Here is a 25,880-nt window from a genome sequence, read left to right on the forward strand (position 1 = left end):
TAAGGTACTCCGTAATTGTTATATGATAATTGCTAAAAATTTAGCAGGTTTGTCGTTAAGTGCAACCATTGCATGTCTATGTGTGGAATCGAAGAATATTGAATCTCCTTCATTAAGCACGATTTCATTATTGTGTATATAGATTTTTAAGGAACCTTCTAGGACATAATTGAATTCTTGTCCTGGGTGTGAATTTAGTGAAGGCACCGGATTTTTCTCAGGATCCACAACCACAAGGAACGTTTCGGCTTTTTTGTTAATGAACTTAGAACATAGGTTTTGATGAGTATATTCTTTTCTTCTATCTATTGAAACTCCTTTATTTGCCCGAGTAACGTCAAATATACTCATTCTACTTTCTTCACCAGTTAATAGTAATCCTAAATCAACTTTGAAAATGTGGGCAAGTTCATACAAAAAACTTGCAGGAATGTCTACTTCAGCGTTTTCATATTGGATGTAAGTTTCTTCTTTGATATTTAATTCTTCAGCAATTTCTTTAATAGTAATGTCTGACAATTCTCTTAATTCTCTAATCCGATTTCCAATATCCTTGTTGTATTCATTCATTTATAAACACCTATTTCTCTAACTGATTTTTTCATTATAATATATATTATTATAATATATTATTTTTTAATTTTAAAATTATATAAAGTTTATGAATAATCATGATAAATCATTAAAAATTACTTAAACAAAATTTTTTTAAAAGTACTTTACATTGAATAATTTTGGAAAGTTTTATATACTTCAAACTATAATTCTTATTATTAATAATTTAAAAGAGTATAAAATGTCATCTGATGAGATCGGTACTAATGTAATTTTTAAAAAACAGTTAGGTCTAAACTATGAAATTGACCAAAAATATGTTGGTTTAAAAATGAAGGAAAATAATATGTTGTCTTTTAATTTCAGAGTACCTGGAGCATTAAAAGATGAGGTTGAAGCATACTTTAAAAGATTTAAATTAGGTGAACCAATTTTAGTGGATATTGGTGGAACTGGCGATATAAAATGTAATTTTAAAGGAATTTCACCTGTTTTAAAAAATAAAGATGAATCTGACCAATATTTTATCTCAGCTACTTTACAAGAAGATAAAAAATATGATCCTTTAGAAGAAGAAAAATGTGAAAGTTGTAGTGGATGCGGATTCCACTAATTAATTCTTTTTTTTCATGCATATTGCTTTTTCAGTTTGCTGGTTTCTTTAATAATGTATTTTATTAGATAAAATGTTCCAATAAGAGAAACGATTATAGTTGGAATAATCCAGGGAATTTGGGTGGTTACAACATCGAAACTTGTTAAATTTAATAATGTTGCAACAACATTATTGATAAAATGCACACTCATTGGAATTAAAATATTATCTGTTTTTAAGTATAAAATACACATGCATATTCCAAATAAAAATGCACTTGTTATCCCTCCAAAATCATGTCCAATTCCAAATATGAATGAGGATATCAGCATGGCGGGAACAACACCTGTTCTAATTTTTAATCTATTAAATAATACTCCTCTAAATATTAATTCTTCCATAACTGGGGCAAAAATTATTGAAGCAATTGCATCAAGAATAATCACACTGGAATCCATTTTTGCACTTTCAATATCTAAAATTGAAGTCCATGTAGGATTATTGAATCCAATCAACATGTCCAGTAAGGATATAAGTAATGTAAATAAAAATGCAAAGAGAAGATTTATTGCAAAAACATAAAGTATTTCTTTTTTATTGCTATCTTCAAATATATTTTCAAAGTTCCTATCAATCCCAGTTGAACCTCTTAAAGCCCAAACAAATAGTAATGCTCCAATCAATAACACTACAATGAAATATAAATCATCAGATTCATAAATTGCTGGGAATATCCATATTAATATTCCACTTACGATTAAGGTTATTATAATTCCAATAATCAGTTCCCTTATTCTAATAGTCCTTAAACGAACATTAAAATTTCTAACACTTCTATCCATAATATCATTTTATAAAATAGTTTTAAACCAATTAATAGTTTTTATGAGTTGAGACTCGAAATCATCAGTATCAATTTGCAAACCAATTTTTTCCATATTGCCTACATCAGCTAATGAGTGTTTAATATCTCCTTGTCTTTCAGGAAGGTATTTTGGTTCTATGTCACTATTAAGTGTTTCCTTAATTATTTCATATAACTGGTTTATTGTAGTCTTTTTACCAGAAGCAATATTAACAATTCCATTGAAATCAGATTCTGATGCTGAAATGTTTGCCTTAACAATGTTTTTAACATAAACAAAATCTCTTGTTTGTTCTCCATCGCCATAAATTACAGGTTGCCCTCCTTCAAGGAGGGCACTAATGAAATTGGGGATTACAGCAGCATATTGTGAGTTTTTATTTTGTCTTGGTCCAAAAATATTAAAATATCTTAAAGATACATATTCAAGTCCATAACTTTCATAAAATGCCTTTAAAAATAATTCACAACTTGCTTTAGATGCGGCATATGGGGAGGTGGGCATTGGATTTTCTGTTTCATTTAGGGGCATATTTCTATTTTGACCATATACTGCAGATGATGAGGAAAATATAACTTTTTTAACATTATTTTTAGCGGCAGCGTCTAAAAGTTTAACGGTGGCATTAACATTGCTTTGACAACATTCAATTGGATTGTCCACACTTAATGGAACACTTGCCATGGCAGCTAAATGGAATATATAATCAGTTCCATTAAGTAAATCATTTAAGTTAACGTCATTTAAATTTTTTTTAACTATTTTTAAATTTTCATTTTCCCTGCATTTTAAATTATTAATTTTTCCAGTAGATAGATTATCAACGATACAAACTTTATTATTCTTTATTAGCTCATCTGCGATGTGTGAGCCAATAAATCCCAGTCCACCTGTTATCATAATATTTTTATTTTTCATTAAGCCACCTTTAATTAACTTTTGTTACATTAAAGCAATTATATATAATTTTTGAGTCACAATATTTATATATTTTTATATTTATATTATTATATTAAGAGGAGTCTAATAATATGTTTGATTTTGTGTTTAATGCCATATATTTTGCTTCATATGGTAATGTTTATGGGTTTAGCAGTATAAGCCTGTCATCAGTGGACATTATATTAGCATATATTGTAGCTATTATTTGTTCTATTGTTGTAGCTTTAATTTTAAAGTTACCATTACTACCTAGCAAACCATATAGGTACTCTTTTGATGTAAGTGCAATATATCCGACTCCTATAATTGCTATGGGTATTCTTTCATTATTTTTTGTTTTAAATTATACTTTTATCTATAATGGTTTAGTTTTAGCAATTATTATAGGTGTTTTATCAGCTTTATTTGTGAAATATTTATTTGATTTTGTATTTCCAAAACCTCTAGATGAAGATGCAGGGGAGGATATTGGTGAATGAGGTAATTGGGATAATAATTGCTGCAATTCTTTGTTGGTTGAATTTTGTAATTGTAGATGCATATTTCGGACTTCCTGAGCAACCTGGCGTTAAAGGAGCTAGAATAGTTGGACAAGATGTCGAAAAAAGAGGAGGGGATATTGCTGGTGGATTCTTCCAGGGAAACATTTTATGTTCTCCAGATGCATCTGCCGGCACATTAATGGCTTCTATTGGATATTTGCTTTTAGGAATTCCCGGAGGGATTATGGCGGCATTTTTAGTGTTTATTGGAAATAGGTTATGTGCTGATCCGGGTTATGCCGGAACTACTGGCTGTTTAACTGCTACTGCAATAATATTTTTAACATCTTTCATTGGATTAACTCCGGAAATGTTCATTGTTGGAATGGTTATTTCTATTTTCACCATAATGGGCATTAGTCAAGTTAAAATCTCAGTAGTTTTAGGAAAAATAGCCGAAAAATTCAATAGGCATGCTAGAGAGTGATTATATGTATGTTGAAATTATTGGGGGTATAGTCATATTTGTAGCATTAAGAGCTTTGGTAGCAAAAAATAGGGCTGAAAGATTGTTATATATAAATGTTATAGGTTTTGGGGTTTCTGCAATTATTGCATTATTAATTAATACTCCATTTGCCCTTATTGTTGCTGCAGCATTCTTTATTTGCTCAACAATTAGTGCTAATGCTATTGCTCATACTTTAAAAAGACTAGATGATGAGATACTATTGGAGTGAGAAAAGATGGAGATTGTAGTATCAATTATTGCAATAGCTTTAATGATTATTGGCGCATTCGGCATAATATTTGTGAAAAAACCATTGGATAAGATCATAATGTTTTCAATACTTGATGCCGGATTTTTTTTGGCTGTGGTATTATTTAGATATTTGGATGTTGCTTTATTTGCAGCACTGGCAGGCCCTTTATCAACTGTAGTATTTATTTTATCTATTGTTAAAATTAAGGAGATTAGAGAAAAGAAACTTTTAAATGGTGATGTTAATGGTTAGTGTTTCATTATTTTTCTACTTCGGAATCTTTCTTGCAATTGTTGGAAGTATTGCAACTGCTTGGGGTCCTGGAGTTAATGATCCAATTGTTAGGACATTCAATACTGAAGTGGCATCCATTGGTGTTTGTTTAGTTTTATTATGTTATAATCATGTTTTAGCTTTATTAACATTACTTGCAACTACTGTTATTATTAGTTTAATTTTATTTAGAGCTATTATTCGTTTAGAAGAAATAGGGGCAGATGTATGAGGATTGGAGTTTTATGGAATAAATTGGCAGACCCGAAATATATTCCTCGTCTTTTTGCATTTGGCCTTGGAATTATTTTAATAATCGGTTTAATTGTGCCATTAGCATTAAATCCAGATCAATTATATGTTAGGCCTGCTCCACAAGAGCAAATTGATGATGGATTATCTTTAGCGCCTTATGATAGAGGTGGAGAACCACTAAAGGAAGTAGGTGAGATAAATCCTCAATATCCTGAAAATGCAGCTAGTTTGGGAATGATTACTGGGTATATGTCACCGCTGGCAGAGTGGATATCATCAATATCTCCTTACTTTGGCACATCAATATATTCATCTCCAGGTGGACTTATAGATGAAATATTGTATTATACAAGAGGTTTCGATACTATACTTGAATCTAGTATCCTGATGATGTCATTTATCATTGCTTCATGGTTATCTATTAATTATACGATGAATAGAAAAAATGATGCTGAAGAGATTAAAAAAGATGTTGCTCGTGCAGTAAATGGTTCTGCACAGGTAGCTTATGAAGTCAAGGCAAACGATGATAAAGCAAGAAAAAAACAAATGAGGAGGGATAATTAATGCTTTTTGTTTCTCATGTTTTTGTTGATATGTATTTGCCTGCAATTTATGCTGGTTTAATAGTTGGTTTTATAGCTACCATGGCTATAGCAATGAAAAGAAAAGAATTGCACATTCTTATATTAACTGACATTGTAGGTCTTGCTATGATATTTGTTGTTTCTGCTGTTGGAACCGATCTTGCAGAAGCATTAATCTTGCCAGGTTTGGTAGTGGAGTTGGCTGAAACCTTGGCTATTTCTGAAATTTTGATTACAAGAGAAATGCGTAAGATAGAACAAGATCCAAGAGCTAATCTAACTAAATCTTCTTCAATGTTTCCACAGGCATTCTCTTTAGACATGGAAATTATGACTACTGCACCCAATTTTATAGCACTGGTCTTAATAGGATATGGAATTTTCTTAACTGGTTTTACTGGAGGAGCAGTAGCTGGCGGAGGAATTGTATTGTATGCATTATCTAAAAAAGCAAGAGGTCTTCCTGTTTTGGTGTTGGATGGTGTTGCTGGAGTTTCAGGTATTGCATGGTGTATATGGATAATTGGTTTTTTATTATTCTTTGTAGCTCCGCAATATTGGATATTAAGTTTATTTTTAGCGGCATGCGGATTATTATTAAAAGTAGCTTCAAAAGTAGGTTTAATAGGTCTGCTTATGAGGGAAGATATTGATAATGAGTAGGTGAGAAAATGGATTTCGTTACATTAGGGGGAAATTTACTTGGAATAATTCCACTTGGAGATATCGTATTATATTTAACTCCATTTAATTTGTTCTTGTTTGCAGTTTTACTTGGTTTTACCTTATTAATTGCATTAAGTAAACCCGAAACTCAAATCGAAGCTACTATGCATTATTTAAATAATACTGAGGTAAAAGTAGGTCCTAAAGAATTTAAACAAAGAAGATTTTTATCAATTATTTGCGGTATTGCATCTGCAGGAGCAATGATTACTGGGGATTTATTTAACTTCACATTATTCATGGCGTTAGTAGGTATTTTAAACATTGGTATCGTATCGGCGGTTAAGCAAACTACTGTACTGAACTCTGCATTTAATTATGGATTAATAGCTATGATGTGTAGTTTACCGTTATTTGGTGGTGCGGCTATTATTCTTGCTGCAACTGGAACATTGTCTCTTGCGGTTTTATCTCAAATGCCTGCAAGTCCGATGGTCGTATTTGGTGCAATATTGATGTTGATTGGTATTCTGGGTGAAAGTGGAGTGGCACCGTTCTTTGCAAGTAAAGCGGAGATGTTCAGGACTGCTGGATCTCCATTCATCGTCATTATCCACTTAAGTTCATTGTTTATTATTGTAAGGGCTGTTGAAATATTATTATTGGTATTGTGGTAGAGAGTATGATAAATCAAAAAATCGTGTGTATTATATTATTGGCATTATCATCAATAGCTATTCTTTCATGCTTGATAATCAACTTCGATGCATGGGTAGTTTATACTGTATCTATATTTGGTATTCCATTATGGGTTTTATCTCTTGGTTTATTAACTATGGCCAAACCAAAACCTGAAGATGCGGATGAAAGGGTTAAAGAACCATTTACTGGGTATTAGAGTGGTATTATGAATTTAATGGCAGAAATATTAATTCAAGTTATTATTGCATTTCTAGCAGGGAGTTTGCTTCTAGGTTTGCATAGGAAAGTAATGGCACGTGTACAGAAACGTCCAGGACCGCCTATTGTCCAGCAATTGATACATTCATTAAAATTTTTCTTTAAGGAAACAGCAATTCCAAAAACTACATCTAAAGTTTTCTATGTCGGTATTGTGTTTATATTAGCTTTGATTTGGGTTGTTGGTGTTATTGCGGGACCTGTGGCTCATGATTCATTATTAATATTATTTGGCGTTTATGCAGTTTACAAAATTGTTGAGCATAACGCCGGGTCAAGTTCCGGTTCGCCATATGGTAAATTAAGTTGTGTAAGGGCTGTACTTTCAGCGGCAACTGAACTCCCATTATTCGCAGCCATTATATTCGTTTACTTGATGACAGGTTCAATGAATATTGGGGAAATAATTACTTACCAATCTGTTCATGGCCCTTTAGTATTTTCAATTCCACTTGCGGCCTTAATGTTTTTCATGTTGATTATTACAAAATCTCCATACTCTCCATTTGGAATAACTAAAGATAAAGTTTTAATATCTGGATTTGAAACTGAGCACTTTGGATTCTTAAGAGGATTCATGTTATTTTCCGAATCAATTGCATGGTATGTATTGCTTTGGGTATTTTTAACAATATTCTTCGGTCCATTGGATGCTGTGGGATATTTGATTGGAATGGTTGTGATTTCATTTGTCACCGGATTTATTAATGCAACTACTCCATTATTAAGTCCAAATCATTCAGTCATGACTCAAATTACCATTGGAGCAATTTGCTTCTTTGGAACTATAGTAATGATATTTTCAGGAATGGTAGTATGAATAGTGAAGATGTATTTGTGTATTTGACCGCATTGGTTGCTGTTGGCGTGATATTCGTTGCTTTACTTGCAACATTTTTGCACTCAGCTGTCCTTGCTCCTATTGTAATTATGGGAATTATTCTGGCTGTGTTTTTATTCCAAGCAAAAGGCAATTTTTCACATAAAATAGAAAGTATGGAGAAATTATGTTTTACAATAACATTCATGGCAATAATCTGTTCATTTATATTGCTTTATAAGGTGATGTAGGGATATTATGTTTGATTATATGATTTATTTACTTACATTTGCAGCAGGATCAATTATTGGTTTACTTTACAGTTATAGTAAGCATGCTGAACCATTTGTAGCAGTAACCGGGTTCAATACTCCATTTGCCATAATTTCAACTGTAGGATGGGTTTTAGGATTTAATTCAGGCAATATTATTTTATCGGCTGTAGGTTTTCTCCTTGCAGGATTTGTAATGGGTGAAAGGCCGGGATATGGTAGAAAAGAAACTGCAGCTGGATTAATTTTAGGTATTATTGCATATGCATTATTGAAAATGAGTAGTATAGGATGATGGAAATGGACGACGATGCTAAATTGAAATTAATGCAGACTAGAATAATAAGAAGTTATGCCTGGCAGAGGGACATTATAGTTCCGCTTTCTAAGGAATTTAACTGCACTACTGAAGAATTAGAAGAAATATTATTTAATTCATTAAATATGTCGGATTTACAAGCATTACATGCAACATTTGAATCTGCTCAGGATATTTGTATTTATCAGAAATTAAATGCTGATTTGAGATTGTGCTGGTTCAGCGATACTTTGGAGTTAATCACTCATGAAGATGCTAAAAATCTCAAAATGAGCATGGTAAATAAAATTAAAAATGGAAAATCTTATGAAGATGCCTTAAAAGAAGGTCAATTAGAATTATTTGAATTATTAAAAAAAGAAGCTAAATATTGATGTTTATTTTATATTATATTATTGAAATAAAGAGGGAGTACGATGTTAGACGCTATTAAGGATGTTGTGAGAAAAAGCTCAATTCACGTCTGTATTGTAAATTGTGGTGGATGTAATGGGTGTGACGTAGAGTGTGTTGCATTATTATCTCCAAGATATGATTTAGAGCAGTATGGTATATATGTTCACAATAATCCTCGCGAAGCTGATGTTCTATTGTTAACAGGTGCTGTAACCGAACAATGGAAGGATAACTTAAAAAGAATTTATGATAAGGCTCCTGAACCAAAAATTGCCGTAGCAGTTGGAAACTGCCCAATATCTGGAGATGTATTTAATCAGGAAGGAGGTCACGTAAATGCACCTGCATCTAATTTCATCCCCGTTGCAGCAGAAATTCCAGGATGTCCACCAAGACCTAATGAAATATTAGAAGCTATTTTAGCTGTTGGACCTCAAGCTATTGCTGATCGTGGGAGGGAACAAAAATGATAGTACCAATTGGTCCGATTCACCCGGCTTTAAAAGAACCTATCAGATTAAAACTTCAAACTGAAGGTGAAAGAGTTGTTAAAGCCGAACTTGAATATGGTTATGTGCATAGGGGAATTGAAAAAATAATTGAAGGAAAGACTTGGCAGAAAGGAATTTATCTATCTGAAAGAGTATGTGGTATTTGTTCATATGAACACACACAAACATTTGCAGAATCTATCGAACAAATTTCAGATGTTTCTGTACCGCCAAGAGCTCAATTTTTAAGAGTTATAACCAATGAACTTGATAGGATTCAGAGTCATTTACTTGCAAATTCCACATTTTTCAAATCAATGGATCATGAAACATTATTCATGCATGTTTTAGAATTAAGGGAGTATGCAATGGATGCTATTGAACTTTTAACGGGTAATAGAGTTAATATGGGTTGGAATGTAGTTGGTGGTGTTAGGATGGATGCAGATGAGCGCCATTTTAATCCAATTCTTGAAAATCTTAAAAAGATAGAAGACCGTTTTGATATAGTCAGAGCACTATTTGCAGAAGGTCCTGCACTTGGTTTAAGGTGCAAAGGCATAGGGTATATGTCTAAAAAAGAGGCTATTAAAGGAAGGTCTGTGGGACCTATTGGAAGAGCATCTGATGTAAAGGAAGATTACCGCATAGGACATTACACATATGATGATTATTTTGATTTTAAAGTTATAAAACGTAAGGAAGGGGACAATTATGCAAGAACATTAACAAGATTCGATGAAATTCCAGAATCAATTAGTTTAATTAGACAAGCTATTGAAAATATGCCTGATGGTGAAGTTCGTACTCCTGCTGAAATTAAATCAGGTTATGCAATGCGTAAAAATGAAGCTCCACGTGGTGAAGTTACCTATATGGTTGAAACTAATGGTAATTTAATCAAAAACATAACTATTAGAACTCCAAGTATTCCAAATATGGATTCTTGTGCAAAATACATGATTCGTGATGTTCCAACAGTTGCCGATGCCGTATCTACTTATGCGTCATGTGATCCTTGTGTTGCATGTGCTGAAAGAGTAGCCATAACAAATGAATCTGGAAAAACGATTACAAAACGTTTAGATGAGGTGAGGTAAATGGCCTCATTAATGTGGTATATTTACGATTTTGCTAGAAAAGCTTGGGCAGATGCATTTGCCAATGCAAAATCCGAACCTGAAATTGTTGAAAAACCGGAACGTTTCAGAGACTTTCCAAAAGTAAATAAAGAATACTGTATCGGTTGTGGAGCATGTACTGTATCTTGCCCTTCGCCAAATGCAATTAAATTAGTTCGTGATGAAGACAGTGAAGATGGTGAAGGTTTAACATATCCTGTAATCACGGCAGGAGCATGTATTCGTTGTGGTTTTTGTGCTGAAGTTTGCCCGACAGATCCAAAAACATTAGAGTGTGGTTTGAATCATTTAATTTTACCGGAATTCAATATTATTCCATCAAAAAGGCAATACATTGTTGATGATTATTTATGTATTAAATGTAAAAAATGTATGAAGCAATGTCCTGTTGAAGCTATTGGTCTAGATGATGGAAAAGTGGTTGTTGATCAGCTTAAATGCATCTCTTGCGGGGAGTGTGTTAATGTTTGTCCTGTAAATGGTGCAATGAAAGGGGTATTTATTGAAAACCTCCAAGATCAAAAGGATATAATACTTTTGTGTGTAAATTATCTTGAGGATTACATTAATTCAAAAGAGGAAGACTTGCGCTCTTTAGAAAAGGATGGGCTTCTACAGTATGACGTGCCGCTTTCAGTTATATTGGATAAGGCATTAAAAATAATTCCTGATGAAGAAATATCTCTAGAAATAATAACTAATGCTGTTAACAGGCTTAAAGTCAGAATTATTGATTGGGATAAATCAAAATGTAAAAAATGCCAATTATGCATTCCAGATTGTCCGACTGGATGTATTTCATTTGATGGAGAAAATGATACAATTGTGAGAGATAAAGATAGATGTTTAAGATGCAGTATTTGTTACCAAACTTGTCCCTTTTCAGTAATTAAGTACTTCATTGCTAAGTTTTCACTTGATGATGGTGAAAATATTCACGTTACAGTAAAGGCATCTAATCTAAATGGTGAGCTATTTATGGAGTGAGTGTTATGATTGATAGTTTTACTAAAACACCAAGACCACTAAGGCATGTTGATGTGGATTATATTGTTGACCAAACTAGGTGCATGGCATGTATTGATAAACCGTGCCTTCAATCATGCCCTATTGATGCAATTTATCTTGATGAAAGCGATGGTCTTATTAAATTAAGAAATACTTGCTTTGGTTGTGTATTGTGTCGCAATGCTTGTCCTTATGATGCAATATCTCTTGATGTAAATATGGATCCTCCTTTAAAAGAAAATGTTCCAAACATTAACACTAAGCTTTGTAAAGCATGTGGAGCATGCGTTCAGGCATGTAAAAATGGTTCAATTCATATTGTATCCGACGGAAAACATGAACCTCACAGTAAAATTGATAAGGATACATGTGTTAGATGCGGATATTGTTTTAGAGTATGTCCCACTGATGCGATTAAATATGGGGAATTGCTTCCTAAAACAGTTAAAGGAGGTAAGGCCATTGTTGTTGACCAAAATAAGTGTATTGGCTGTATGACCTGTACAAGAGTATGTCCGTCAATGGGAGCTATTAATGTAGGCAAAACCAATAAACTGCCTTATATCAACCCAGGATATTGTGCAAGATGTGAGGAATGTATGCATTCTTGCCCTTCAACAGCTATAAAGTATTCTTCACGTAAAAAAGCTTACAGAATGTATAGTGAAATCAAATCTTATGATATCGTATCCAGCATCATAGACTATGATGTTAAAAAATTGTCTCTAGATTTAATTAGCTTAAATAAAGTTTTAGAAAAAGTAGGAAAAGATACTGCTTTAGAATTCAATGATCAAAGCTTTGAACATTTCATTGAATGTAAAGTTAATGACATGATGGAGCGAGAGTTAAAGATTAGTTTAGATACTCGTATAGAAATTGATAAATTCACAAAATTAGTTGGATCTTATCTAATGGATAGGAATATTGAGGTTTATGATAAAAAATGCATAGCTTGCGGGGAATGTTACAATGTTTGTCCGGTTAATGCAATTGAATTAAATGGTCCAAATCCAATTACAATCAACAATAATTGCATATACTGTGGAAAATGTGTTGAAACATGTCAATTTGATGCTATTGGAGCATATGATGATTACTTTTACAGTAAAGATCAAGACTTATACTATGCAAGGTCTTATTTATACAAGCAAAGAACTGGGGACTTTTCACTTGCAGATGATAAATGTCAGGCTTGTGGAATTTGTGTTAAAAATTGTGCAGTCGAGGCTTTATCATTAACTGAAGATGATAAAATAGATTTTGACAGTGAAAAATGTATTTATTGTAGAACTTGCGAAGCAATTTGTCCGCTAGATGCAATTAGGATAGTTAACTTTAGGTGAATCATGTTCGAAAAATCATTTATTACCGATTGTGAAGGTCCACTGACCTTAAATGACAACGCTTATGAACTGGCAGTTAATTTCATTCAGGATGGTGGGGAATTATTTAAAATCCTTAGTTCATATGACGATTATTTAGTAGAGATAGTTAAAAAGGAAAATTATAAAGCGGGCAACACTTTGAAGTTAATTTTACCGTTCTTTGTAGTTGAAAATCTTACTAATGATGATTTCATTGATTTTTCACAGAATAATATTTGCGCTGTTCCCGACTCAAGATTCCTATTAAATTATTTGAAAGAAGCTATGAATACATATATTGTAAGCACAAGTTACGGTCAATATATTAAAGCAGTTTCTGATTATATGGAAGTTCCTTTTGAAAATACATATTATACAAATGTTGATGTGGATGGATTGGAATTAAATAAAGAGGAAGTTCAAAAAATCATCGAATTTAAAGATTTAATTTTAACTAATCCGGAAGATTATGAGTTATTCGATGATATTTTATTTAATCAAATTCTAAAAATGGGAATTTATGAGAAAATCAAAGATATAGAAGTTGTTGGCGGTCAAGGAAAAAAATTAGCTATTGATAAGATTATTGAAAAAGACAACATTAATGCCAATGAAATACTTTATATTGGTGATAGCATTACCGATGTAGAACCGCTAGATTTCGCTTGCAAAAACAATGGCATCAGCATATCATTCAATGGTAATGAATATCCTTTAAAAGCAGCTGAAATTGCAATAATATCTCCAAGTGCTGTAACAACCGCAGTAATTGCAAATATTTATGCAGAATATGATAAAAATAAAGTTTTACAATTTATTAAGGATTATAATTTTTCAAAAGATTTAAAAAAACTATTCGATGACTATAATATCAATGCGGATATTAAAAATAAGTTTTTCACGGCATTTACTAAAAACTATCCAATAATTCAGATAATAACTGACGAAAACTATGGGGAGTTATTAAAAGCCAGTAAAGAGATGAGAAATAATATTCGCGGTCAAGATATAGGTGGATTAGGTTAGGTGTATAAAATGAATTATGATAACGTGCAAGACACATTCTTTGAAGCATTTCAAGGAAAATATGTAAGAGCCTTAATTACAGGCCCTAATGAAGCTATTGTAAAAAGAGCGGCATATGACTCAACTTCAACTCCAAGTGCAGTTATTGGAAGAGTGGAAGGTGGAGTAGAAGGATTTTTAGATGAATCACAGACTCCAGATAATAGATTTGGAGCAATTGTACAATACTGGTTAGGTGGCAACGATGTAGACAAATTTGCATTTGAACTATCTTATAAATTGAGACAAGATGTACTAGTTAAACCATTCACACGCATTTTCGACTACTCGGATAAGCCAAGTGATGGATATATTGAAATGATGGGGATTGTAGGGCACTGTGGCGATGGATATGAATGGGTTGTTGAAGAATATGGAAGAAAAATGATTAATGTGCCAATTGCTGTACCGGATTTTCAGATTGAAGACAAATTTAAAATAAATGATGGAACTATGGGAGGTAATTTCTGGTATTTATGCAAAACTCAAGAAGCAGTCTTGGATGCTGGTGATGCCATTATTGAAGCTATCATGAATGTGGAAGGAGCAACAACACCATTCGATATATGTTCTGCCGCTTCAAAACCAGAAACCAATTATCCAGAAATCGGTCCGACTACAAATCATGTTTATTGTCCTTCTCTAAAAGAACGTTTAGGTGATGAATCTAAAGTTCCAGAAGGTGTCAAGTATATTCCTGAAGTTGTAATAAATGCAATTGATGAAAAATCCATGAATGAAGCTGTCAAAGCAGGTATTGATGCTGCTTTAGAATTTGATGGTGTAATGGGAATATCTGCAGGCAACTTTGATGGTAAACTTGGAGATAAAAATATTAATCTATTAGATATTTTAAAGTAAGGTTTTAAAGATGGAAATTTTTGACAATGATTTAAACGCTGAAATTATCGGATTTGGAGCGTTAAATGTAGATAAGCTCTATTCAGTAGAGAATATAGTCTCAAAAGATGGGGAAAGTTTTATTAAAAGTGAAACTGACACTCCGGGGGGATCAGCAACTAACACTATTGTTGGTCTTGCCCGTTTAGGTTGTTCAACTTCAATTATCGGTAAAATTGCCGAAGATGCGGATGGGGATTTAATGGAGTATCATTTAGCTGTAAATGGAGTTTACACTAATAATTTAATCTACTCAGAAACAGGATCAACTGGAAAATGCTTAGGTTTTGTCGATGGGGAAGGTAATCGTGGTCTCTACATTGATCCAGGGGTTAATGATGAAATAAAAATTGGTGAGATTAATCCGTTAAACATTATGAGATGTAAAATAATGCATTATACTTCCTTTGTTGGAGATTCATTTAAAGCTCAAATAGATCTATTAGAAAAACTCAATGATGAATGCATATTAAGTTTTGATCCTGGAATGCTGTATGTTAAAAAAGGGTTTGACGAATTAAAGCCCATACTTGAGAGAACTAATATATTACTGATAAATGAATCAGAATTGCGATTATTATGTAATAATAATAAAGATCCTTTAAAAAAATTGGCTATTGGATTTTTAGACATGGGAATAGAGACTGTTGTTGTAAAAAGAGGATCAAAAGGAGCATTTGCAATTAACAATTCAAGAGAATGTGAAGTTGAATCATTTAAATGCGATGTTGTCGATACCACTGGTGCTGGAGACAGTTTCAACAGCGGATTCTTATATTCATATTTAAAAGGATATGATTTGGAAAAATCATGCAATATCGGAAATTGGGTAGCTAGTAAATCTATTGAAGGATTTGGAATGGAAAAATTTCCTACTTTAAAAGATTTAGAGGAATTTTTTAAATAATGAAAATCATATACAATTATAAGAATAAATTATTTAGTTGGTATTAAAATGAATGTATCTTTTATAAAACAGGTAAAAAACTTAGAACGTGAAGTTCTTTTAAAATCTGTTGAGTTAGATGATGATGGTGATGATTTTCAGTTTGCACTAGACGATTTTAGTGCAGATGAAGAAATATTTGCTGTTTCACCTAGATGTGTAAGGTGTAATACCTGTGTTGGAGAATGTCCAGTTAATGCAATCGAACCAGCTAATATTTTTAGAATGGCTAAAATAACTGAAAAATGTGTTAAATGTGAAATTTGTGTTCAAACTTGTCCTGTTTCAGCAATTAAACTGATTGATAATAAGATTAGTTATAATCATGAAGATGAAAGGGAAGTAATTGAATATGATTTAATAAATGTCAGTTGTGCCCATAGAGTAGTTCGTATGAACAGTATTTCAATTGATTATTCAGTCGATGATAATAATTGGGATGATTGTGCAAACTTATGTCCTACAAATGCATTTACTCTTGAATTTAAAGAATTCTTTGAGAATTTAGATATTGATTGGGGAATTGAGTTAATTGAAGATGAATTATATCCCTATATCAATGAAAAAATGTGTATAGGATGTGGTGCTTGTCGGGAAATCTCACTAAATGACTTTGCAATTGAGTTAGACAGATATATCGGACCAGTCTTACATTCCAGATTCATTGAGGTAAATCATGAATCTTGTGTAAATTGTTATTTATGTGAAGAGAATTGTCCAACAGGCGCTATTGAATTAGTGGATGGTAAAGTTGTTTTAGACAATGATAAATGTATAAGATGTGTTGAATGTACTAATCATTGTCCGGTAGGAGCGCTTAAAAGAGTTGAAATTGAATAAAAAGGTGTCTGTTTATGAAAGCAAAAGAATTGATGGATAAAAATTTCGTATACTTAAACGCTAATGATAGTGTTGTTGAATCTTCAAAAGCTATGGAGGAAGTTAGACGGTTTACTTGTCCTGTTGTAAATGATAAACAACAATTAATTGGATGGATTACAGCATTTGACATTACAAAAGGTCTAAGGGAAGGTAATGAAAAAATTTCAGAAGTAATGAATAGTTCTGATCAAGTTTCTACAGTTCATGAAGATGATCCTGCAAGAAAAGCAGTAATTTTAACTGCAAACAATAAATTTGTTACAGTTCCTGTATTGAATGATGATAATCAGGTAATAGGTATGATTCGTTCTTGTGATATTGTGGTGTTGCTATCAGATTTATATGACATTAAAGTTGAAAGTTTATATAAGGCGATGCAAAACCAACTCAAGGGAGTAACTTGGGATGAATTAATGTTGGCATCTGCTTTAGTATCTAAAAAGACAACTGGCCAAAAAGTTTCCCCTAAAGAATATGAAGCTAATATTATGAGTTCTACATTTGGTGAAGCAATTTGGGCAACAGGAGGACTTGAAAAATTCTTTGCAGGGTTAATTTCCGTTGGAGAAATGGTTATTGCTCGCAGAGTTGGCAGAGCTAAAAAATAAATTTAAAATGATAATTATGAAAGAATATATGGAATATCAAGATAAAACAATCCTTGTAACTGGTGGGGCAGGTTGTGTTGGAAGTAATCTAACCCGTAAATTTTCAGACTTAGGTGCTGAAAAAGTAATTATTTTGGATAATCTTTCATCTGCATATGAATGGAATATTCCTTCTAGAGATAATATTGAGTTTATCCAAGGGGATATTTTAGATGATGCTGTTTTAAAAAGAGTATTTAAACAAAAACCAGATTACGTATATCATTTAGCGGCCCACTTTGCAAATCAAAACAGTGTTGATAATCCTGAAAAAGATTTAATGGTTAACGGTATTGGAATTTTAAAAGTACTTCAATATGCACAACTTACTGGTGTTGATAGGTTTGTTTACTCTTCATCTGGATGTGGTGTTTATGGCCTTGACTCTAAAATGCCATTCCAAGAACACGATATTTCAATTTCACTTCACACTCCTTATCAGGTAACAAAACTCTTAGGAGAACTTTATACTAATTATTTCCATAACTTATATGATATGGACATTGTAAATGCAAGATTCTTTAATGTATTTGGTCCTGGTGAAGTTCCAGGTAAATACAGAAACGTTATTCCAAACTTTATGTACTGGTCTAAAAATGGGCAAGCTTTACCAATTACTGGAGATGGCTCAGAAACAAGGGATTGGACTTTTGTCGATGATATCTGTAATGGTTTGGTTGCTATGGGCATTGAAGAAGAAGCTATAGGTGAAGCTATCAATTTAGGTTCAGGTAAAGATCACAAAGTAATCGACATGGCTAACAGGGTAAATACATTAACTGGAAACGAAGCAGGTATTAATTATGTTGCCCGTCGTGATTGGGATGCAAAAACTAAGTTATTATCTTCAATTGATAAAGCAAAAGATATCTTAGGATACTCTCCTAAAGTTTCATTTGACGAGGGACTTGAAAGGACTCATGAGTGGTTCTGTGAAAATTGGGACAATATTCAAGAGTCAACTGAATTTTAATTTTTTGTGATTAAATGTCCATGGCGAATCTATGCATTTAAAAGCAAAATTTTTTCATAATTTTGTTATTTTTAAATCTCCCCTTTGTTTCAGCATTACTAGAAAGTTAAGTTTTGGGGGATTCTATTTATAAATTGGAAGTGTCCGATTTGGTACTGATTTTTAATTTTTAACCTTGTAGAAACCATGTCAAAATTTGAGTGAATATCGTTAATATTTGCTTATTTTGTCAGATAATTCATATTTTCTCTTTATTTTTGATTTTAATATTTTATTCTTCTTTGGTTTACACTTGATTTTGTTCTTCGCAAAAATTTTTCAAGAATGCTAAATTTAGAGTTTAAGCGATTTTATTGCTTTAATTTTTTACTTGAAATAATACTTGCTATTAATCAAAAAACATGATGGAAAGTTATAAATAGTAGAATGGAGAATAATTATTAATATGTATAGTAAAATAAACTATTCTCCATATTACTATTAATTGTAGACATTCAAACATTTGGACTTGAGATTAATGGAAAAACAAATGGGGAAAAACTATTTAAAATTGGTTAAACCAAAATAAATTGCTTGATTTTGTTGAATTAACATTTAACTATGCAAGAGGATATTTCAGGTATTCTAGTGATTATAGCAATCATATTATAATCAACCACAATTATTTACTATTTTATTAATGAAAACTTACTTAAAATCAACATATCAAATAATTGAGTTTTTAGACGTTTCTGATAAAATAACCAAATTTTTAAAACTTTACAAAGTTACACATTACACAACAATCCAGAAATTCTTTGTCCGAATGTCAATACAAAATTGAAAGAATTAACAATTTAATATTATTTATACATCCAATAGATTGTGAATTGGCTACAATGGATGGAACTGGCCACACAAGTGACTATGCTGACCATTATTACGCAAAAATAAGGGGAAAATGCAGAAAAAGTTACATTAAAAAACATATTGCAATCGATGTCGACACAAGAATGATCTTAAATTACGCAGCAAATCGAGGTCCAAAATACGATACACAATTCGCAATAGCATCAATAAGACAATTAAAATCATACAAACCACACTACACCCTAGCAGACAGAGCATACGATACAGAACCCATAAAAAAATGCATTAACGAAGAATTAGGAGCATGACCAAATACCATTAAAAACACGAGCAAAAACAGGACATTACAGACTAAACGGCGCTACAATCTTCTGGCACGATGTTTACGCACGAAGAATGAATGTAGAAAGTGTTATTTTTGTAATAAAATGAAGATTTGGCGGTGGAAACTATAGTAGAAGTACATCACTCCAAAATAAGGAAACAAAACTCAAAAAAGTATTATACAACATTTACAGAGCATTACAAATATTTTAAAGGATGGTTTCTACAAGGTTTTTAAAATAAAGAAAAAATTTCGTGATTCAAAAACTAGTGGAAATTCAAATCACACAAGTTTTTGGAAGAGACAAACCCAAAAACCATCAAAAAATGAAAATAAAACTATAATTATAAATATGATGAAGTAAAATATTAAAATGTAATATTTTTATAGAGGTTAATTTTGTGATGCATCATGTTTCTTATTAGTGTTATCGTTCCATGTTTTAATGAACTATATATAAATACAAACACCAAAAATAATATCATTATATTTTGATGGAGTATAACATGACAATTTTAGTGATTAATAATAAAGGCCAATATAATCATAGAATTCAGAGAAGTTTGCAATACCTCAATATCCCGTCTGAAATAGTTTCAAACACTCTTTCAATAGAAGAAATTGAAGCTAAAAATCCAACTGGATTAATTTTAGGTGGAGGTCCGTCTCTTGAAGATGCTGGAAATAGTGAGGAATACATTAAGCATTTTGACATTCCGATTTTAGGAATTTGTTTAGGCCACCAATTAATTGCAAAAACATATGGTGGCGAAGTCACAACGTCTGACACTGAAAGTTATGCTCAAGTTAAAATTAATATTAATGATGATGAAAACTTATTTAAAGGACTTGCCCCTGAAATGGATGTTTGGTCTTCACATAAAGATGAAGTAAAAACAATCCCTGATGAATTTAAAGTCTTAGCTAGTTCAAACTTATGCGATGTCGAATCCTTTAAACATGCAAAAAAAGATGTTTACGGAATACAATTCCATCCAGAAGTGCATCATACTCTAAAAGGAGAAATAATATTTAAAAATTTTTACGAAATATGTCAAAAATAGGTGTAATTATGATTGATAACGCTGATGATTTAAGAGATAAAGCAAATGAATTTAAAATTGGATTGAAAAAACAATATGTTACCCTCCCAATCGGTGATGGAGAATATGATTTTAAAATCTCAGGTATTGGTGCTAAATCTGTAAAATTAGAAAAATTTGTTAAATTTGATGATATCTTTGAAGCTATTGAATCAGGAAATGACAATGGGCTTGAAGCTATGATTAAACAAATTATTGAAGATTACGAAGAAGATGAAGAAGAGGAATAAAATGTTAAGTCCTAAAGAATTTATCGAAGATGCTGTGCAAAAAATTAAAAAACAGATTGGTGATGAAAAAACTATAATTGCATTGTCTGGTGGAGTAGATAGTTCAGTTTGTTCCGTTCTTGTTCATGAAGCTATTGGAGATAACTTAACTGCGATTTTTGTTGATCATGGTCTTTTAAGAGAAGGGGAAGTTGAACAAGTAACCAATACTTTTAAAGACAGATTAAATTTCAAATTTGTTGATGCCTCTGATGAATTTATGGATGCCCTTGAAGGTGTTGACGATCCAGAAGAAAAAAGAAAAATTATTGGAAAAGTGTTTATTGAGGTATTTGAAAGAGAAGCAAAAAAATACGATGCCAAATACTTAGTTCAAGGCACTATTGCCCCTGATTGGATTGAAACCAAAGGCAAAATCAAATCCCACCACAACTTAGCTCTTCCTAGCGGAATGGTTTTAGAACTTTGTGAACCAATTCGTGATTTATACAAAGATGAAGTAAGAGAAATTGGTGATGAATTAGACTTGCCTGCAACAACTGTTTACAGGCAGCCTTTCCCAGGACCCGGTCTTGGGGTTCGAGTAGTTGGTGAGTTAACCAGAGAAAATGTTGAAATTTGTAGAAAGGCAAATAAAATCGTTTGTGATGAAATTGAAGCTGCAGGCATCGACAAAGATGTATGGCAATACTTTGCTGTTTTAACTGATACTAAAGTTACCGGCGTTAAAGGAGACCGAAGAGACTTTGGATACCTTGTTATAGTTAGAGTGGTTAACTCCATTGATGCAATGACTGCATCTGTTGCAGAACTTCCTTGGGAAGTTGTTCAAACTATTTCAAAAAGAATCACTTCAGAAATTTCTGAAGTTACACATGTTGCCTTATCAGTTAGTGATAAGCCACCTGCAACCATTGAATTCTGTTAAAAAAATACTATTTAATTAGTATTTTTAATTTTTACTTTTTTTAAAACAATGAAAACAACTAAAAATGCATATTTAGCCAAATTAACAGAACAGATTCAAATGAAATCTGTTAAGATTGGAAAAAATCTTGAAGGAACAACACCCCCATCAGTTTTTATTGGTAGATGGTCATATCCTAAAGTTTACGCCGGACCAATGATGAGTTCGCAAATGGGAGATACCTCAATTATGGATTCTCCAGAAGAGTGGATTGGAAAAAATAAAACTCAAGATGAAATCATTAATTACAGAATGAATCTAGTTAGAGGTAAGCAATTAATAAAAATTGATGATTTAGAAAATCCTTTTGTTGAAAAGCTCAGAGATATATCTCTTGCATCCAAATCCATAGATAGTGAAGCTACTTTTGGAAAAAAACCAAGAGGGTCTTTGCTTACAGAAGACAGTATGCCTCATGGTCCAAGTGCTGTTATTGAAAAATTTGATATTGATGCAGTTAGATGGGATAGGCATCTTGAAAAAACATTTTATGATACAGACCTAAAAGCAACAGAAGCTGTTCTGAACCTGCATGATAAAGAGGTTCCTTTCACCGCAATGCAAAAAGCATTCTCAATTGGAGCCATCGGTACTAAAAATAAAAGAAAGCTTGTTCCAACACGTTGGTCAATTACTGCCTGCGATTCAACATTAGCAGATGAATTTTTAAAAGAAGTAAGAAAATTTGAAAGACTGGACTCTTATAGAGTTTATGAATTCGGAGCCCTAAACAATTATTATATTATAATTTTAACCCCAACTGAATGGCAATACGAATGGTATGAAGCATTCATTAAATTAATGAAAAATGAAGAATTAATATTTTCCGATTATGAAACCAATGGCGGTAAAAAGGAATATTCCATTGTTGGAGGATGTTATTATACTGCTAAAATGGCAGTTCTAGATTATTTACTTAAAATTAAAAAACAGTCAGGTTTATTGATACTTAGGGAAGCTTATGATGGATATGTACCATTAGGTGTTTTTAATGTACGTGAAAACATTAAAGAAGCAATGTTAAGACCATATTTAGAGTTTGAAACATTGAAAGATGCTTTAAGATATGCAGGTACAAAGTTAAAAATACCTATTAGCAGATATGTTAAACAAGGAACATTGCTTAATGAAATGCTTCACACAAAACAAACCACATTAGACATGTACTTTAAAAGTGAAAACAATGTTTAAATTTAAAAAACCATCCAATAAAACTTTGGAAGTGATGTGCGAAGTTGCAAAAGGAAATATTGAAAAAAACTATGAAGAAAGTTGTATTGCTAAAATTAAAGAACTGACATGTAAAGAACATGTTAAAATTACTTCTAGTGGAAATAATAGTATTTTTATTGCTCTTGCAGCTATTGAAGGTGATGTAATCATTCCTGATCAAGGCGGATGGCATGGATTTAAACAGATTGGGCGATTTTTAAATAAAAATATCATCACTTTAAAGACTGATGAAGGATTAATTAATACTGAATATATGGATGACCTAAATTACAAAGACAATTCAGCACTGATATTTACAAGTTTTGCGGCATATACTGCCGAGCAAGATGTGAAATCAATTAATAAATATTGCAATGACAGGGATATTTTAACTATTGAAGATGCTTCAGCAGGTATTGGGGACAACAAAAACAAATTAGGTCGGATTTCAAACATCGTTGTTGCCTCTACAGGTTCTCCAAAAATTATTAATGTTGGAGAAGGAGGATTTATCTCAACGAACAACAAAGAGATTTTCAATAAAACATCAATACCTCAAAAATTAAGTAAAACTTCACAAATTGTATGCAGTGGTGTAGATAGTGAAATTGATAATGTTAAAAAAATCTTGACATGTCATTAAATGCAACAGAGTATGTAAAAAAACATATACCTAATACATTACATTACAAAAAAAGAGGTCTTAATGTAATTATTCCCCATGATAATGCAAAATCAATTTGTTGGAATTTGAAAAAATCACTAAGTACAGATAAAAGTGGATTTATTACAGCCTGTCCAAATTATAATCGTGTGAAACAAAAAGCAATATGTGTAGAAATAAAAAATCTGGATTACAGTTGTCTTAAAAAAGAATATTTAGACATTATAATTGATACAGTTAATAATCAACTGTAAGCTTAGTAATTCTATCAATTATAACCTCTTCAAGAGACATCATCTGAGTTTCAACATCACTTATATCATAGATTTCCATTAAATTTTTCTCATTTGGAATTAAAACATTATTATCTAAATTAAACATTGAAGATAACTCATTAGTGTAATCATTCGAGTTTATTAAAACCGCACATAAATTCATTTCACCCTCTTTTAAACCTAACATTTTAAAAGCTTTTGAAATTTGTCTTTGTGCAGAACATCTTAAAACAATTTCAACACTTATATCATTTGCCAAATTTTCGCCACGATTAAATGCTAAAAATGCCTGATTAACCCCATGAATTATATGATTCTTTGAAACAATAGACTCCACATTTAGAAGTTGTATAATTTCACCATCTTGTTTAATAGAATTAATTTTATTAAGTATATCCCCAACAGAATCAATTGATGCTCTGAAACCCAGAATTATAATATTGTCCATATACACGCTAATCACTTAACAACCTGTTTACTCCAGCAATATATGCTTTAACACTAGCATTAATAATATCCGCTTCAGTACCTCTTGCCGATACAACCTTATCTTCTTTTTGAAGTTTAATAATCACATCAATGAAAGCATCAGTACCGCCAGTGATAGAATCTACGTGATATTCAATTAAATCAACATCTTTAAATATATCTAAAGATTTAACTGCATTAATTGCAGCATCTACTGGACCTAAACCTACACCTGCATTTAATATTTCTTCACCATCTATAGAAATTTTAACAGATGCGGTAGGCATTACTTTATTGCCCGAAACAATGGTTAATTCATTTAATTTTATCCTATCTTCCTGATTGATTTCTAAAACATTATCTGCAATAACTTGTAAATCAACATCAGTGACTGTTTTACCTTTATCCGCCAATTCTTTAATATCATCACAAATCTGTTTAAGTTGAGACTCATTGACATTTAAACCAATTTCTTTTAATCTACTATCTAAACCATGAGTACCCATGTGTTTACCAATGATAAATTTACGTTTACGTCCAACCAGTTCTGGAGTAATAGCCTCATAAGTAGCAGAATTTTTTATAATTCCATCTGAATGAATACCCGATTCATGAGCAAAGGCATTTTCACCAACAATTGCTTTATTAGGTTGAATATACACACCAGTAGATCTTGCAACTAATTTAGAAATATCATAAATTTCATTGATTTTAACATTAGTTGAAAAATCAGGAAATAACCTATCAATACTAACAACACATTCTTCAAAAGAAGTATTTCCAGCACGCTCACCAATACCATTAATAGTGGTGTGGATTTCAGATGCTCCACCTTTAATAGAGGATAATGTATTTGCAACAGCAAGTCCAAAATCATTATGACAATGACAAGCAATAGGACAAGGCAAATCATTTAATTTAGAAAATAATTCAAATGATGAATCAGGAGTTAAAATACCAACTGTATCACAAACACAAATCCTATCAACATCATGATCAATTGCATTTAAAAATACTGTTTTTAAAAAATTAAAATCACTTCTAGAAGCGTCTTCTGCGGATAATTCTACAATTAACCCATGATCTTTACAATAATCGATAGCAGAAACAGATAAATCCATAAGTTCATCTTTTGTAATATTCAATTTATCAGAAATATGTAAATCAGATGTTGGAACAACAAGATTAACTGCATCAACATCACATTCAATGCAATAATCAATATCAACAGTTAAAGGTCTTGAAAAACTTAAAGTTTCAGCATTGAAATTTTGTTTAGTAATTTGTTTAATAGATTCTCTTTCACCTTCAGAAGTAATCGCAGAACCAGCTTCTATAAAATCAATACCGATCTCATCAAGTTTTGTAGCAATTCTTAATTTCTCTAAAGGAGTTAATGAAACACCAGGAGTTTGTTCCCCATCACGTAATGTTGTATCTAATACTTTAATATTCATAAAATCACTAAAAAAATTCAATAGGGTTATTTAGTAATAAAAAGAACAGTTGAAAAAAATAGTAAGTAATAATTGTAATAGAGAAAGCTTGCAGCGAAATGAAATTCCCATAGAAAACCATAGTACACAAACAAAACACAAAAGGACTTCACTACTG

At 31.8% G+C, this 25,880-nt stretch carries 36 protein-coding genes; 31 read left to right on the forward strand and 5 right to left on the reverse strand.

Translation table 11 applies throughout. The annotated features are described in order from the left end of the window. Positions 1–18: 18 nt before the first annotated feature. A complete protein-coding gene (locus Q9968_RS00820; protein WP_305512504.1) occupies positions 19–570 on the reverse strand; it encodes a helix-turn-helix domain-containing protein in 552 nt (183 codons plus the stop codon). A gap of 226 nt (positions 571–796) precedes the next feature. Between Q9968_RS00820 and Q9968_RS00825 the strand changes: the two genes are divergently transcribed. Then, a complete protein-coding gene (locus Q9968_RS00825; RefSeq protein WP_305512506.1) occupies positions 797–1,168 on the forward strand; it encodes a hypothetical protein in 372 nt (123 codons plus the stop codon). A 14-nt stretch (positions 1,169–1,182) separates the two neighbouring features. Here the strand turns inward: Q9968_RS00825 and Q9968_RS00830 are convergent, their stop codons facing one another. Together Q9968_RS00830 and Q9968_RS00835 are read right to left on the reverse strand one after the other, a co-directional pair. Next, positions 1,183–1,992, reverse strand: coding sequence for a CPBP family intramembrane glutamic endopeptidase (locus Q9968_RS00830; RefSeq protein ID WP_305512508.1), 810 nt, complete (start codon positions 1,990–1,992; stop codon positions 1,183–1,185). A gap of 9 nt (positions 1,993–2,001) precedes the next feature. Continuing rightward, positions 2,002–2,934 (reverse strand): NAD-dependent epimerase/dehydratase family protein, encoded by a 933-nt coding sequence (locus tag Q9968_RS00835; protein ID WP_305512509.1) that lies wholly within the window; start codon positions 2,932–2,934, stop codon positions 2,002–2,004. Between the two features lie 113 nt (positions 2,935–3,047). Here Q9968_RS00835 and Q9968_RS00840 point away from each other — a divergent pair, with 113 nt between their 5' ends. From Q9968_RS00840 to Q9968_RS00985, 30 genes are all read left to right on the forward strand, one after another. Further along, positions 3,048–3,437, forward strand: a complete 390-nt coding sequence (locus tag Q9968_RS00840) for an energy-converting hydrogenase A subunit A EhaA (protein ID WP_305512511.1) — start codon at positions 3,048–3,050, stop codon at positions 3,435–3,437. Then, positions 3,430–3,927 (forward strand): hypothetical protein, encoded by a 498-nt coding sequence (locus Q9968_RS00845; RefSeq protein WP_305512513.1) that lies wholly within the window; start codon positions 3,430–3,432, stop codon positions 3,925–3,927. Before Q9968_RS00840 ends, Q9968_RS00845 begins: the two co-directional genes overlap by 8 nt. A 4-nt stretch (positions 3,928–3,931) precedes the next feature. Beyond that, entirely contained in the window at positions 3,932–4,180 is a 249-nt protein-coding gene (locus Q9968_RS00850; RefSeq protein ID WP_305512515.1) for a DUF2109 domain-containing protein, read from the forward strand. Between the two features lie 6 nt (positions 4,181–4,186). Beyond that, positions 4,187–4,456, forward strand: a complete 270-nt coding sequence (locus tag Q9968_RS00855) for an EhaD family protein (protein WP_305512520.1) — start codon at positions 4,187–4,189, stop codon at positions 4,454–4,456. Beyond that, on the forward strand, positions 4,449–4,709 hold the full coding sequence (locus Q9968_RS00860; protein ID WP_305512522.1) for a DUF2107 family protein: 261 nt from the start codon (positions 4,449–4,451) through the stop codon (positions 4,707–4,709). Before Q9968_RS00855 ends, Q9968_RS00860 begins: the two co-directional genes overlap by 8 nt. After that, positions 4,706–5,299 carry an EhaF family protein gene (locus Q9968_RS00865; protein ID WP_305512524.1) on the forward strand — a complete coding sequence of 198 codons (594 nt, stop codon included), beginning with the start codon at positions 4,706–4,708 and terminating at the stop codon, positions 5,297–5,299. The genes Q9968_RS00860 and Q9968_RS00865 overlap by 4 nt, the downstream gene beginning before the upstream one ends. Further along, a complete protein-coding gene (locus Q9968_RS00870) occupies positions 5,299–5,982 on the forward strand; it encodes an EhaG family protein (protein ID WP_305512526.1) in 684 nt (227 codons plus the stop codon). Before Q9968_RS00865 ends, Q9968_RS00870 begins: the two co-directional genes overlap by 1 nt. A gap of 8 nt (positions 5,983–5,990) precedes the next feature. Further along, positions 5,991–6,662 (forward strand): hypothetical protein, encoded by a 672-nt coding sequence (locus Q9968_RS00875; RefSeq protein WP_305512528.1) that lies wholly within the window; start codon positions 5,991–5,993, stop codon positions 6,660–6,662. Between the two features lie 5 nt (positions 6,663–6,667). Continuing rightward, entirely contained in the window at positions 6,668–6,883 is a 216-nt protein-coding gene (locus Q9968_RS00880) for a DUF788 domain-containing protein (protein WP_305512530.1), read from the forward strand. A gap of 9 nt (positions 6,884–6,892) precedes the next feature. Further along, complete coding sequence (locus tag Q9968_RS00885) at positions 6,893–7,765, forward strand: respiratory chain complex I subunit 1 family protein (RefSeq protein WP_305512532.1); 873 nt, start codon at positions 6,893–6,895, stop codon at positions 7,763–7,765. After that, the gene (locus Q9968_RS00890; RefSeq protein WP_305512533.1) at positions 7,762–8,016 is read left to right on the forward strand and encodes a hypothetical protein; all 255 of its coding nucleotides are present in this window, start codon (positions 7,762–7,764) and stop codon (positions 8,014–8,016) included. The genes Q9968_RS00885 and Q9968_RS00890 overlap by 4 nt, the downstream gene beginning before the upstream one ends. A gap of 7 nt (positions 8,017–8,023) precedes the next feature. Beyond that, positions 8,024–8,332, forward strand: a complete 309-nt coding sequence (locus Q9968_RS00895) for an energy-converting hydrogenase subunit EhaL family protein (RefSeq protein ID WP_305512535.1) — start codon at positions 8,024–8,026, stop codon at positions 8,330–8,332. A gap of 5 nt (positions 8,333–8,337) precedes the next feature. Then, positions 8,338–8,730, forward strand: a complete 393-nt coding sequence (locus Q9968_RS00900) for a DUF1959 family protein (protein ID WP_305512537.1) — start codon at positions 8,338–8,340, stop codon at positions 8,728–8,730. A 42-nt stretch (positions 8,731–8,772) separates the two neighbouring features. Further along, positions 8,773–9,222, forward strand: coding sequence for an NADH-quinone oxidoreductase subunit B family protein (locus Q9968_RS00905; protein WP_292792156.1), 450 nt, complete (start codon positions 8,773–8,775; stop codon positions 9,220–9,222). Further along, positions 9,219–10,343 carry a nickel-dependent hydrogenase large subunit gene (locus tag Q9968_RS00910; RefSeq protein WP_305512543.1) on the forward strand — a complete coding sequence of 375 codons (1,125 nt, stop codon included), beginning with the start codon at positions 9,219–9,221 and terminating at the stop codon, positions 10,341–10,343. The genes Q9968_RS00905 and Q9968_RS00910 overlap by 4 nt, the downstream gene beginning before the upstream one ends. Continuing rightward, positions 10,344–11,372 (forward strand): 4Fe-4S binding protein, encoded by a 1,029-nt coding sequence (locus tag Q9968_RS00915; RefSeq protein ID WP_305512545.1) that lies wholly within the window; start codon positions 10,344–10,346, stop codon positions 11,370–11,372. Next, complete coding sequence (locus tag Q9968_RS00920; RefSeq protein WP_342765930.1) at positions 11,369–12,739, forward strand: 4Fe-4S binding protein; 1,371 nt, start codon at positions 11,369–11,371, stop codon at positions 12,737–12,739. Before Q9968_RS00915 ends, Q9968_RS00920 begins: the two co-directional genes overlap by 4 nt. Before the next feature lie 3 nt (positions 12,740–12,742). Beyond that, a complete protein-coding gene (locus Q9968_RS00925) occupies positions 12,743–13,786 on the forward strand; it encodes a hypothetical protein (protein ID WP_305512549.1) in 1,044 nt (347 codons plus the stop codon). A gap of 9 nt (positions 13,787–13,795) precedes the next feature. Beyond that, positions 13,796–14,686 carry a formylmethanofuran--tetrahydromethanopterin N-formyltransferase gene (locus Q9968_RS00930; protein ID WP_305512551.1) on the forward strand — a complete coding sequence of 297 codons (891 nt, stop codon included), beginning with the start codon at positions 13,796–13,798 and terminating at the stop codon, positions 14,684–14,686. A gap of 10 nt (positions 14,687–14,696) precedes the next feature. Continuing rightward, positions 14,697–15,632, forward strand: a complete 936-nt coding sequence (locus tag Q9968_RS00935; protein ID WP_305512553.1) for a carbohydrate kinase family protein — start codon at positions 14,697–14,699, stop codon at positions 15,630–15,632. Between the two features lie 48 nt (positions 15,633–15,680). After that, on the forward strand, positions 15,681–16,511 hold the full coding sequence (locus tag Q9968_RS00940; protein ID WP_305512555.1) for a 4Fe-4S binding protein: 831 nt from the start codon (positions 15,681–15,683) through the stop codon (positions 16,509–16,511). Positions 16,512–16,525: 14 nt separating this feature from the next. Continuing rightward, positions 16,526–17,161 (forward strand): HPP family protein, encoded by a 636-nt coding sequence (locus Q9968_RS00945; RefSeq protein ID WP_305512557.1) that lies wholly within the window; start codon positions 16,526–16,528, stop codon positions 17,159–17,161. A 16-nt stretch (positions 17,162–17,177) separates the two neighbouring features. Next, positions 17,178–18,173 carry an NAD-dependent epimerase/dehydratase family protein gene (locus tag Q9968_RS00950; protein ID WP_305512559.1) on the forward strand — a complete coding sequence of 332 codons (996 nt, stop codon included), beginning with the start codon at positions 17,178–17,180 and terminating at the stop codon, positions 18,171–18,173. A 797-nt stretch (positions 18,174–18,970) separates the two neighbouring features. Continuing rightward, on the forward strand, positions 18,971–19,330 hold the full coding sequence (locus tag Q9968_RS00955; RefSeq protein WP_305512561.1) for a transposase: 360 nt from the start codon (positions 18,971–18,973) through the stop codon (positions 19,328–19,330). A 523-nt stretch (positions 19,331–19,853) separates the two neighbouring features. Further along, positions 19,854–20,411, forward strand: a complete 558-nt coding sequence (locus Q9968_RS00960; protein WP_305512563.1) for a GMP synthase subunit A — start codon at positions 19,854–19,856, stop codon at positions 20,409–20,411. Between the two features lie 8 nt (positions 20,412–20,419). Further along, on the forward strand, positions 20,420–20,680 hold the full coding sequence (locus Q9968_RS00965) for a hypothetical protein (protein WP_305512565.1): 261 nt from the start codon (positions 20,420–20,422) through the stop codon (positions 20,678–20,680). A 1-nt stretch (position 20,681) separates the two neighbouring features. Then, on the forward strand, positions 20,682–21,608 hold the full coding sequence (gene guaA / locus Q9968_RS00970) for a glutamine-hydrolyzing GMP synthase (RefSeq protein ID WP_305512567.1): 927 nt from the start codon (positions 20,682–20,684) through the stop codon (positions 21,606–21,608). Between the two features lie 48 nt (positions 21,609–21,656). Next, positions 21,657–22,838, forward strand: coding sequence for a hypothetical protein (locus Q9968_RS00975; protein WP_305512568.1), 1,182 nt, complete (start codon positions 21,657–21,659; stop codon positions 22,836–22,838). Beyond that, positions 22,831–23,502: a DegT/DnrJ/EryC1/StrS family aminotransferase gene (locus Q9968_RS00980; protein ID WP_305512570.1), complete on the forward strand. Its 672-nt coding sequence runs from the start codon at positions 22,831–22,833 to the stop codon at positions 23,500–23,502. The genes Q9968_RS00975 and Q9968_RS00980 overlap by 8 nt, the downstream gene beginning before the upstream one ends. Further along, complete coding sequence (locus Q9968_RS00985) at positions 23,493–23,777, forward strand: hypothetical protein (protein ID WP_305512572.1); 285 nt, start codon at positions 23,493–23,495, stop codon at positions 23,775–23,777. The genes Q9968_RS00980 and Q9968_RS00985 overlap by 10 nt, the downstream gene beginning before the upstream one ends. On the opposite strand, the gene cgi121 is transcribed toward Q9968_RS00985, so the two are convergent. Further along, positions 23,761–24,261 (reverse strand): KEOPS complex subunit Cgi121, encoded by a 501-nt coding sequence (gene cgi121 / locus Q9968_RS00990; protein WP_305512574.1) that lies wholly within the window; start codon positions 24,259–24,261, stop codon positions 23,761–23,763. The genes Q9968_RS00985 and cgi121 overlap by 17 nt on opposite strands. After that, positions 24,254–25,723: a (R)-citramalate synthase gene (locus tag Q9968_RS00995; protein ID WP_305512576.1), complete on the reverse strand. Its 1,470-nt coding sequence runs from the start codon at positions 25,721–25,723 to the stop codon at positions 24,254–24,256. Before Q9968_RS00995 ends, cgi121 begins: the two co-directional genes overlap by 8 nt. Between the last annotated feature and the right edge of the window lie 157 nt (positions 25,724–25,880).

Origin of the sequence: Methanobrevibacter sp. V14 (assembly GCF_963082475.1) — an archaeon.
GTDB lineage: Archaea > Methanobacteriota > Methanobacteria > Methanobacteriales > Methanobacteriaceae > Methanocatella.

Bases quoted from the DNA above. Each gene is read 5' to 3' on its own strand.
- Q9968_RS00840 (WP_305512511.1), top strand. From the start codon at position 3,048: ATGTTTGATTTTGTGTTTAATGCCATATATTTTGCTTCATATGGTAAT.
- Q9968_RS00870 (WP_305512526.1), top strand. From the start codon at position 5,299: ATGCTTTTTGTTTCTCATGTTTTTGTTGATATGTATTTGCCTGCAATT.
- Q9968_RS00895 (WP_305512535.1), top strand. From the start codon at position 8,024: ATGTTTGATTATATGATTTATTTACTTACATTTGCAGCAGGATCAATT.
- Q9968_RS00825 (WP_305512506.1), top strand. From the start codon at position 797: ATGTCATCTGATGAGATCGGTACTAATGTAATTTTTAAAAAACAGTTA.
- Q9968_RS00985 (WP_305512572.1), top strand. From the start codon at position 23,493: ATGTCATTAAATGCAACAGAGTATGTAAAAAAACATATACCTAATACA.
- Q9968_RS00975 (WP_305512568.1), top strand. From the start codon at position 21,657: ATGAAAACAACTAAAAATGCATATTTAGCCAAATTAACAGAACAGATT.
- Q9968_RS00820 (WP_305512504.1), bottom strand. From the start codon at position 570: ATGAATGAATACAACAAGGATATTGGAAATCGGATTAGAGAATTAAGA.
- Q9968_RS00940 (WP_305512555.1), top strand. From the start codon at position 15,681: ATGAATGTATCTTTTATAAAACAGGTAAAAAACTTAGAACGTGAAGTT.
- Q9968_RS00910 (WP_305512543.1), top strand. From the start codon at position 9,219: ATGATAGTACCAATTGGTCCGATTCACCCGGCTTTAAAAGAACCTATC.
- Q9968_RS00855 (WP_305512520.1), top strand. From the start codon at position 4,187: ATGGAGATTGTAGTATCAATTATTGCAATAGCTTTAATGATTATTGGC.
- Q9968_RS00865 (WP_305512524.1), top strand. From the start codon at position 4,706: ATGAGGATTGGAGTTTTATGGAATAAATTGGCAGACCCGAAATATATT.
- Q9968_RS00945 (WP_305512557.1), top strand. From the start codon at position 16,526: ATGAAAGCAAAAGAATTGATGGATAAAAATTTCGTATACTTAAACGCT.
- Q9968_RS00890 (WP_305512533.1), top strand. From the start codon at position 7,762: ATGAATAGTGAAGATGTATTTGTGTATTTGACCGCATTGGTTGCTGTT.
- Q9968_RS00915 (WP_305512545.1), top strand. From the start codon at position 10,344: ATGGCCTCATTAATGTGGTATATTTACGATTTTGCTAGAAAAGCTTGG.
- Q9968_RS00950 (WP_305512559.1), top strand. From the start codon at position 17,178: ATGAAAGAATATATGGAATATCAAGATAAAACAATCCTTGTAACTGGT.
- Q9968_RS00995 (WP_305512576.1), bottom strand. From the start codon at position 25,723: ATGAATATTAAAGTATTAGATACAACATTACGTGATGGGGAACAAACT.
- Q9968_RS00875 (WP_305512528.1), top strand. From the start codon at position 5,991: ATGGATTTCGTTACATTAGGGGGAAATTTACTTGGAATAATTCCACTT.
- Q9968_RS00850 (WP_305512515.1), top strand. From the start codon at position 3,932: ATGTATGTTGAAATTATTGGGGGTATAGTCATATTTGTAGCATTAAGA.
- Q9968_RS00835 (WP_305512509.1), bottom strand. From the start codon at position 2,934: ATGAAAAATAAAAATATTATGATAACAGGTGGACTGGGATTTATTGGC.
- Q9968_RS00980 (WP_305512570.1), top strand. From the start codon at position 22,831: ATGTTTAAATTTAAAAAACCATCCAATAAAACTTTGGAAGTGATGTGC.
- Q9968_RS00925 (WP_305512549.1), top strand. From the start codon at position 12,743: ATGTTCGAAAAATCATTTATTACCGATTGTGAAGGTCCACTGACCTTA.
- Q9968_RS00900 (WP_305512537.1), top strand. From the start codon at position 8,338: ATGGACGACGATGCTAAATTGAAATTAATGCAGACTAGAATAATAAGA.
- Q9968_RS00935 (WP_305512553.1), top strand. From the start codon at position 14,697: ATGGAAATTTTTGACAATGATTTAAACGCTGAAATTATCGGATTTGGA.
- Q9968_RS00960 (WP_305512563.1), top strand. From the start codon at position 19,854: ATGACAATTTTAGTGATTAATAATAAAGGCCAATATAATCATAGAATT.
- Q9968_RS00880 (WP_305512530.1), top strand. From the start codon at position 6,668: ATGATAAATCAAAAAATCGTGTGTATTATATTATTGGCATTATCATCA.
- Q9968_RS00930 (WP_305512551.1), top strand. From the start codon at position 13,796: ATGAATTATGATAACGTGCAAGACACATTCTTTGAAGCATTTCAAGGA.
- Q9968_RS00965 (WP_305512565.1), top strand. From the start codon at position 20,420: ATGATTGATAACGCTGATGATTTAAGAGATAAAGCAAATGAATTTAAA.
- guaA (WP_305512567.1), top strand. From the start codon at position 20,682: ATGTTAAGTCCTAAAGAATTTATCGAAGATGCTGTGCAAAAAATTAAA.
- Q9968_RS00830 (WP_305512508.1), bottom strand. From the start codon at position 1,992: ATGGATAGAAGTGTTAGAAATTTTAATGTTCGTTTAAGGACTATTAGA.
- Q9968_RS00885 (WP_305512532.1), top strand. From the start codon at position 6,893: ATGAATTTAATGGCAGAAATATTAATTCAAGTTATTATTGCATTTCTA.
- Q9968_RS00905 (WP_292792156.1), top strand. From the start codon at position 8,773: ATGTTAGACGCTATTAAGGATGTTGTGAGAAAAAGCTCAATTCACGTC.
- Q9968_RS00860 (WP_305512522.1), top strand. From the start codon at position 4,449: ATGGTTAGTGTTTCATTATTTTTCTACTTCGGAATCTTTCTTGCAATT.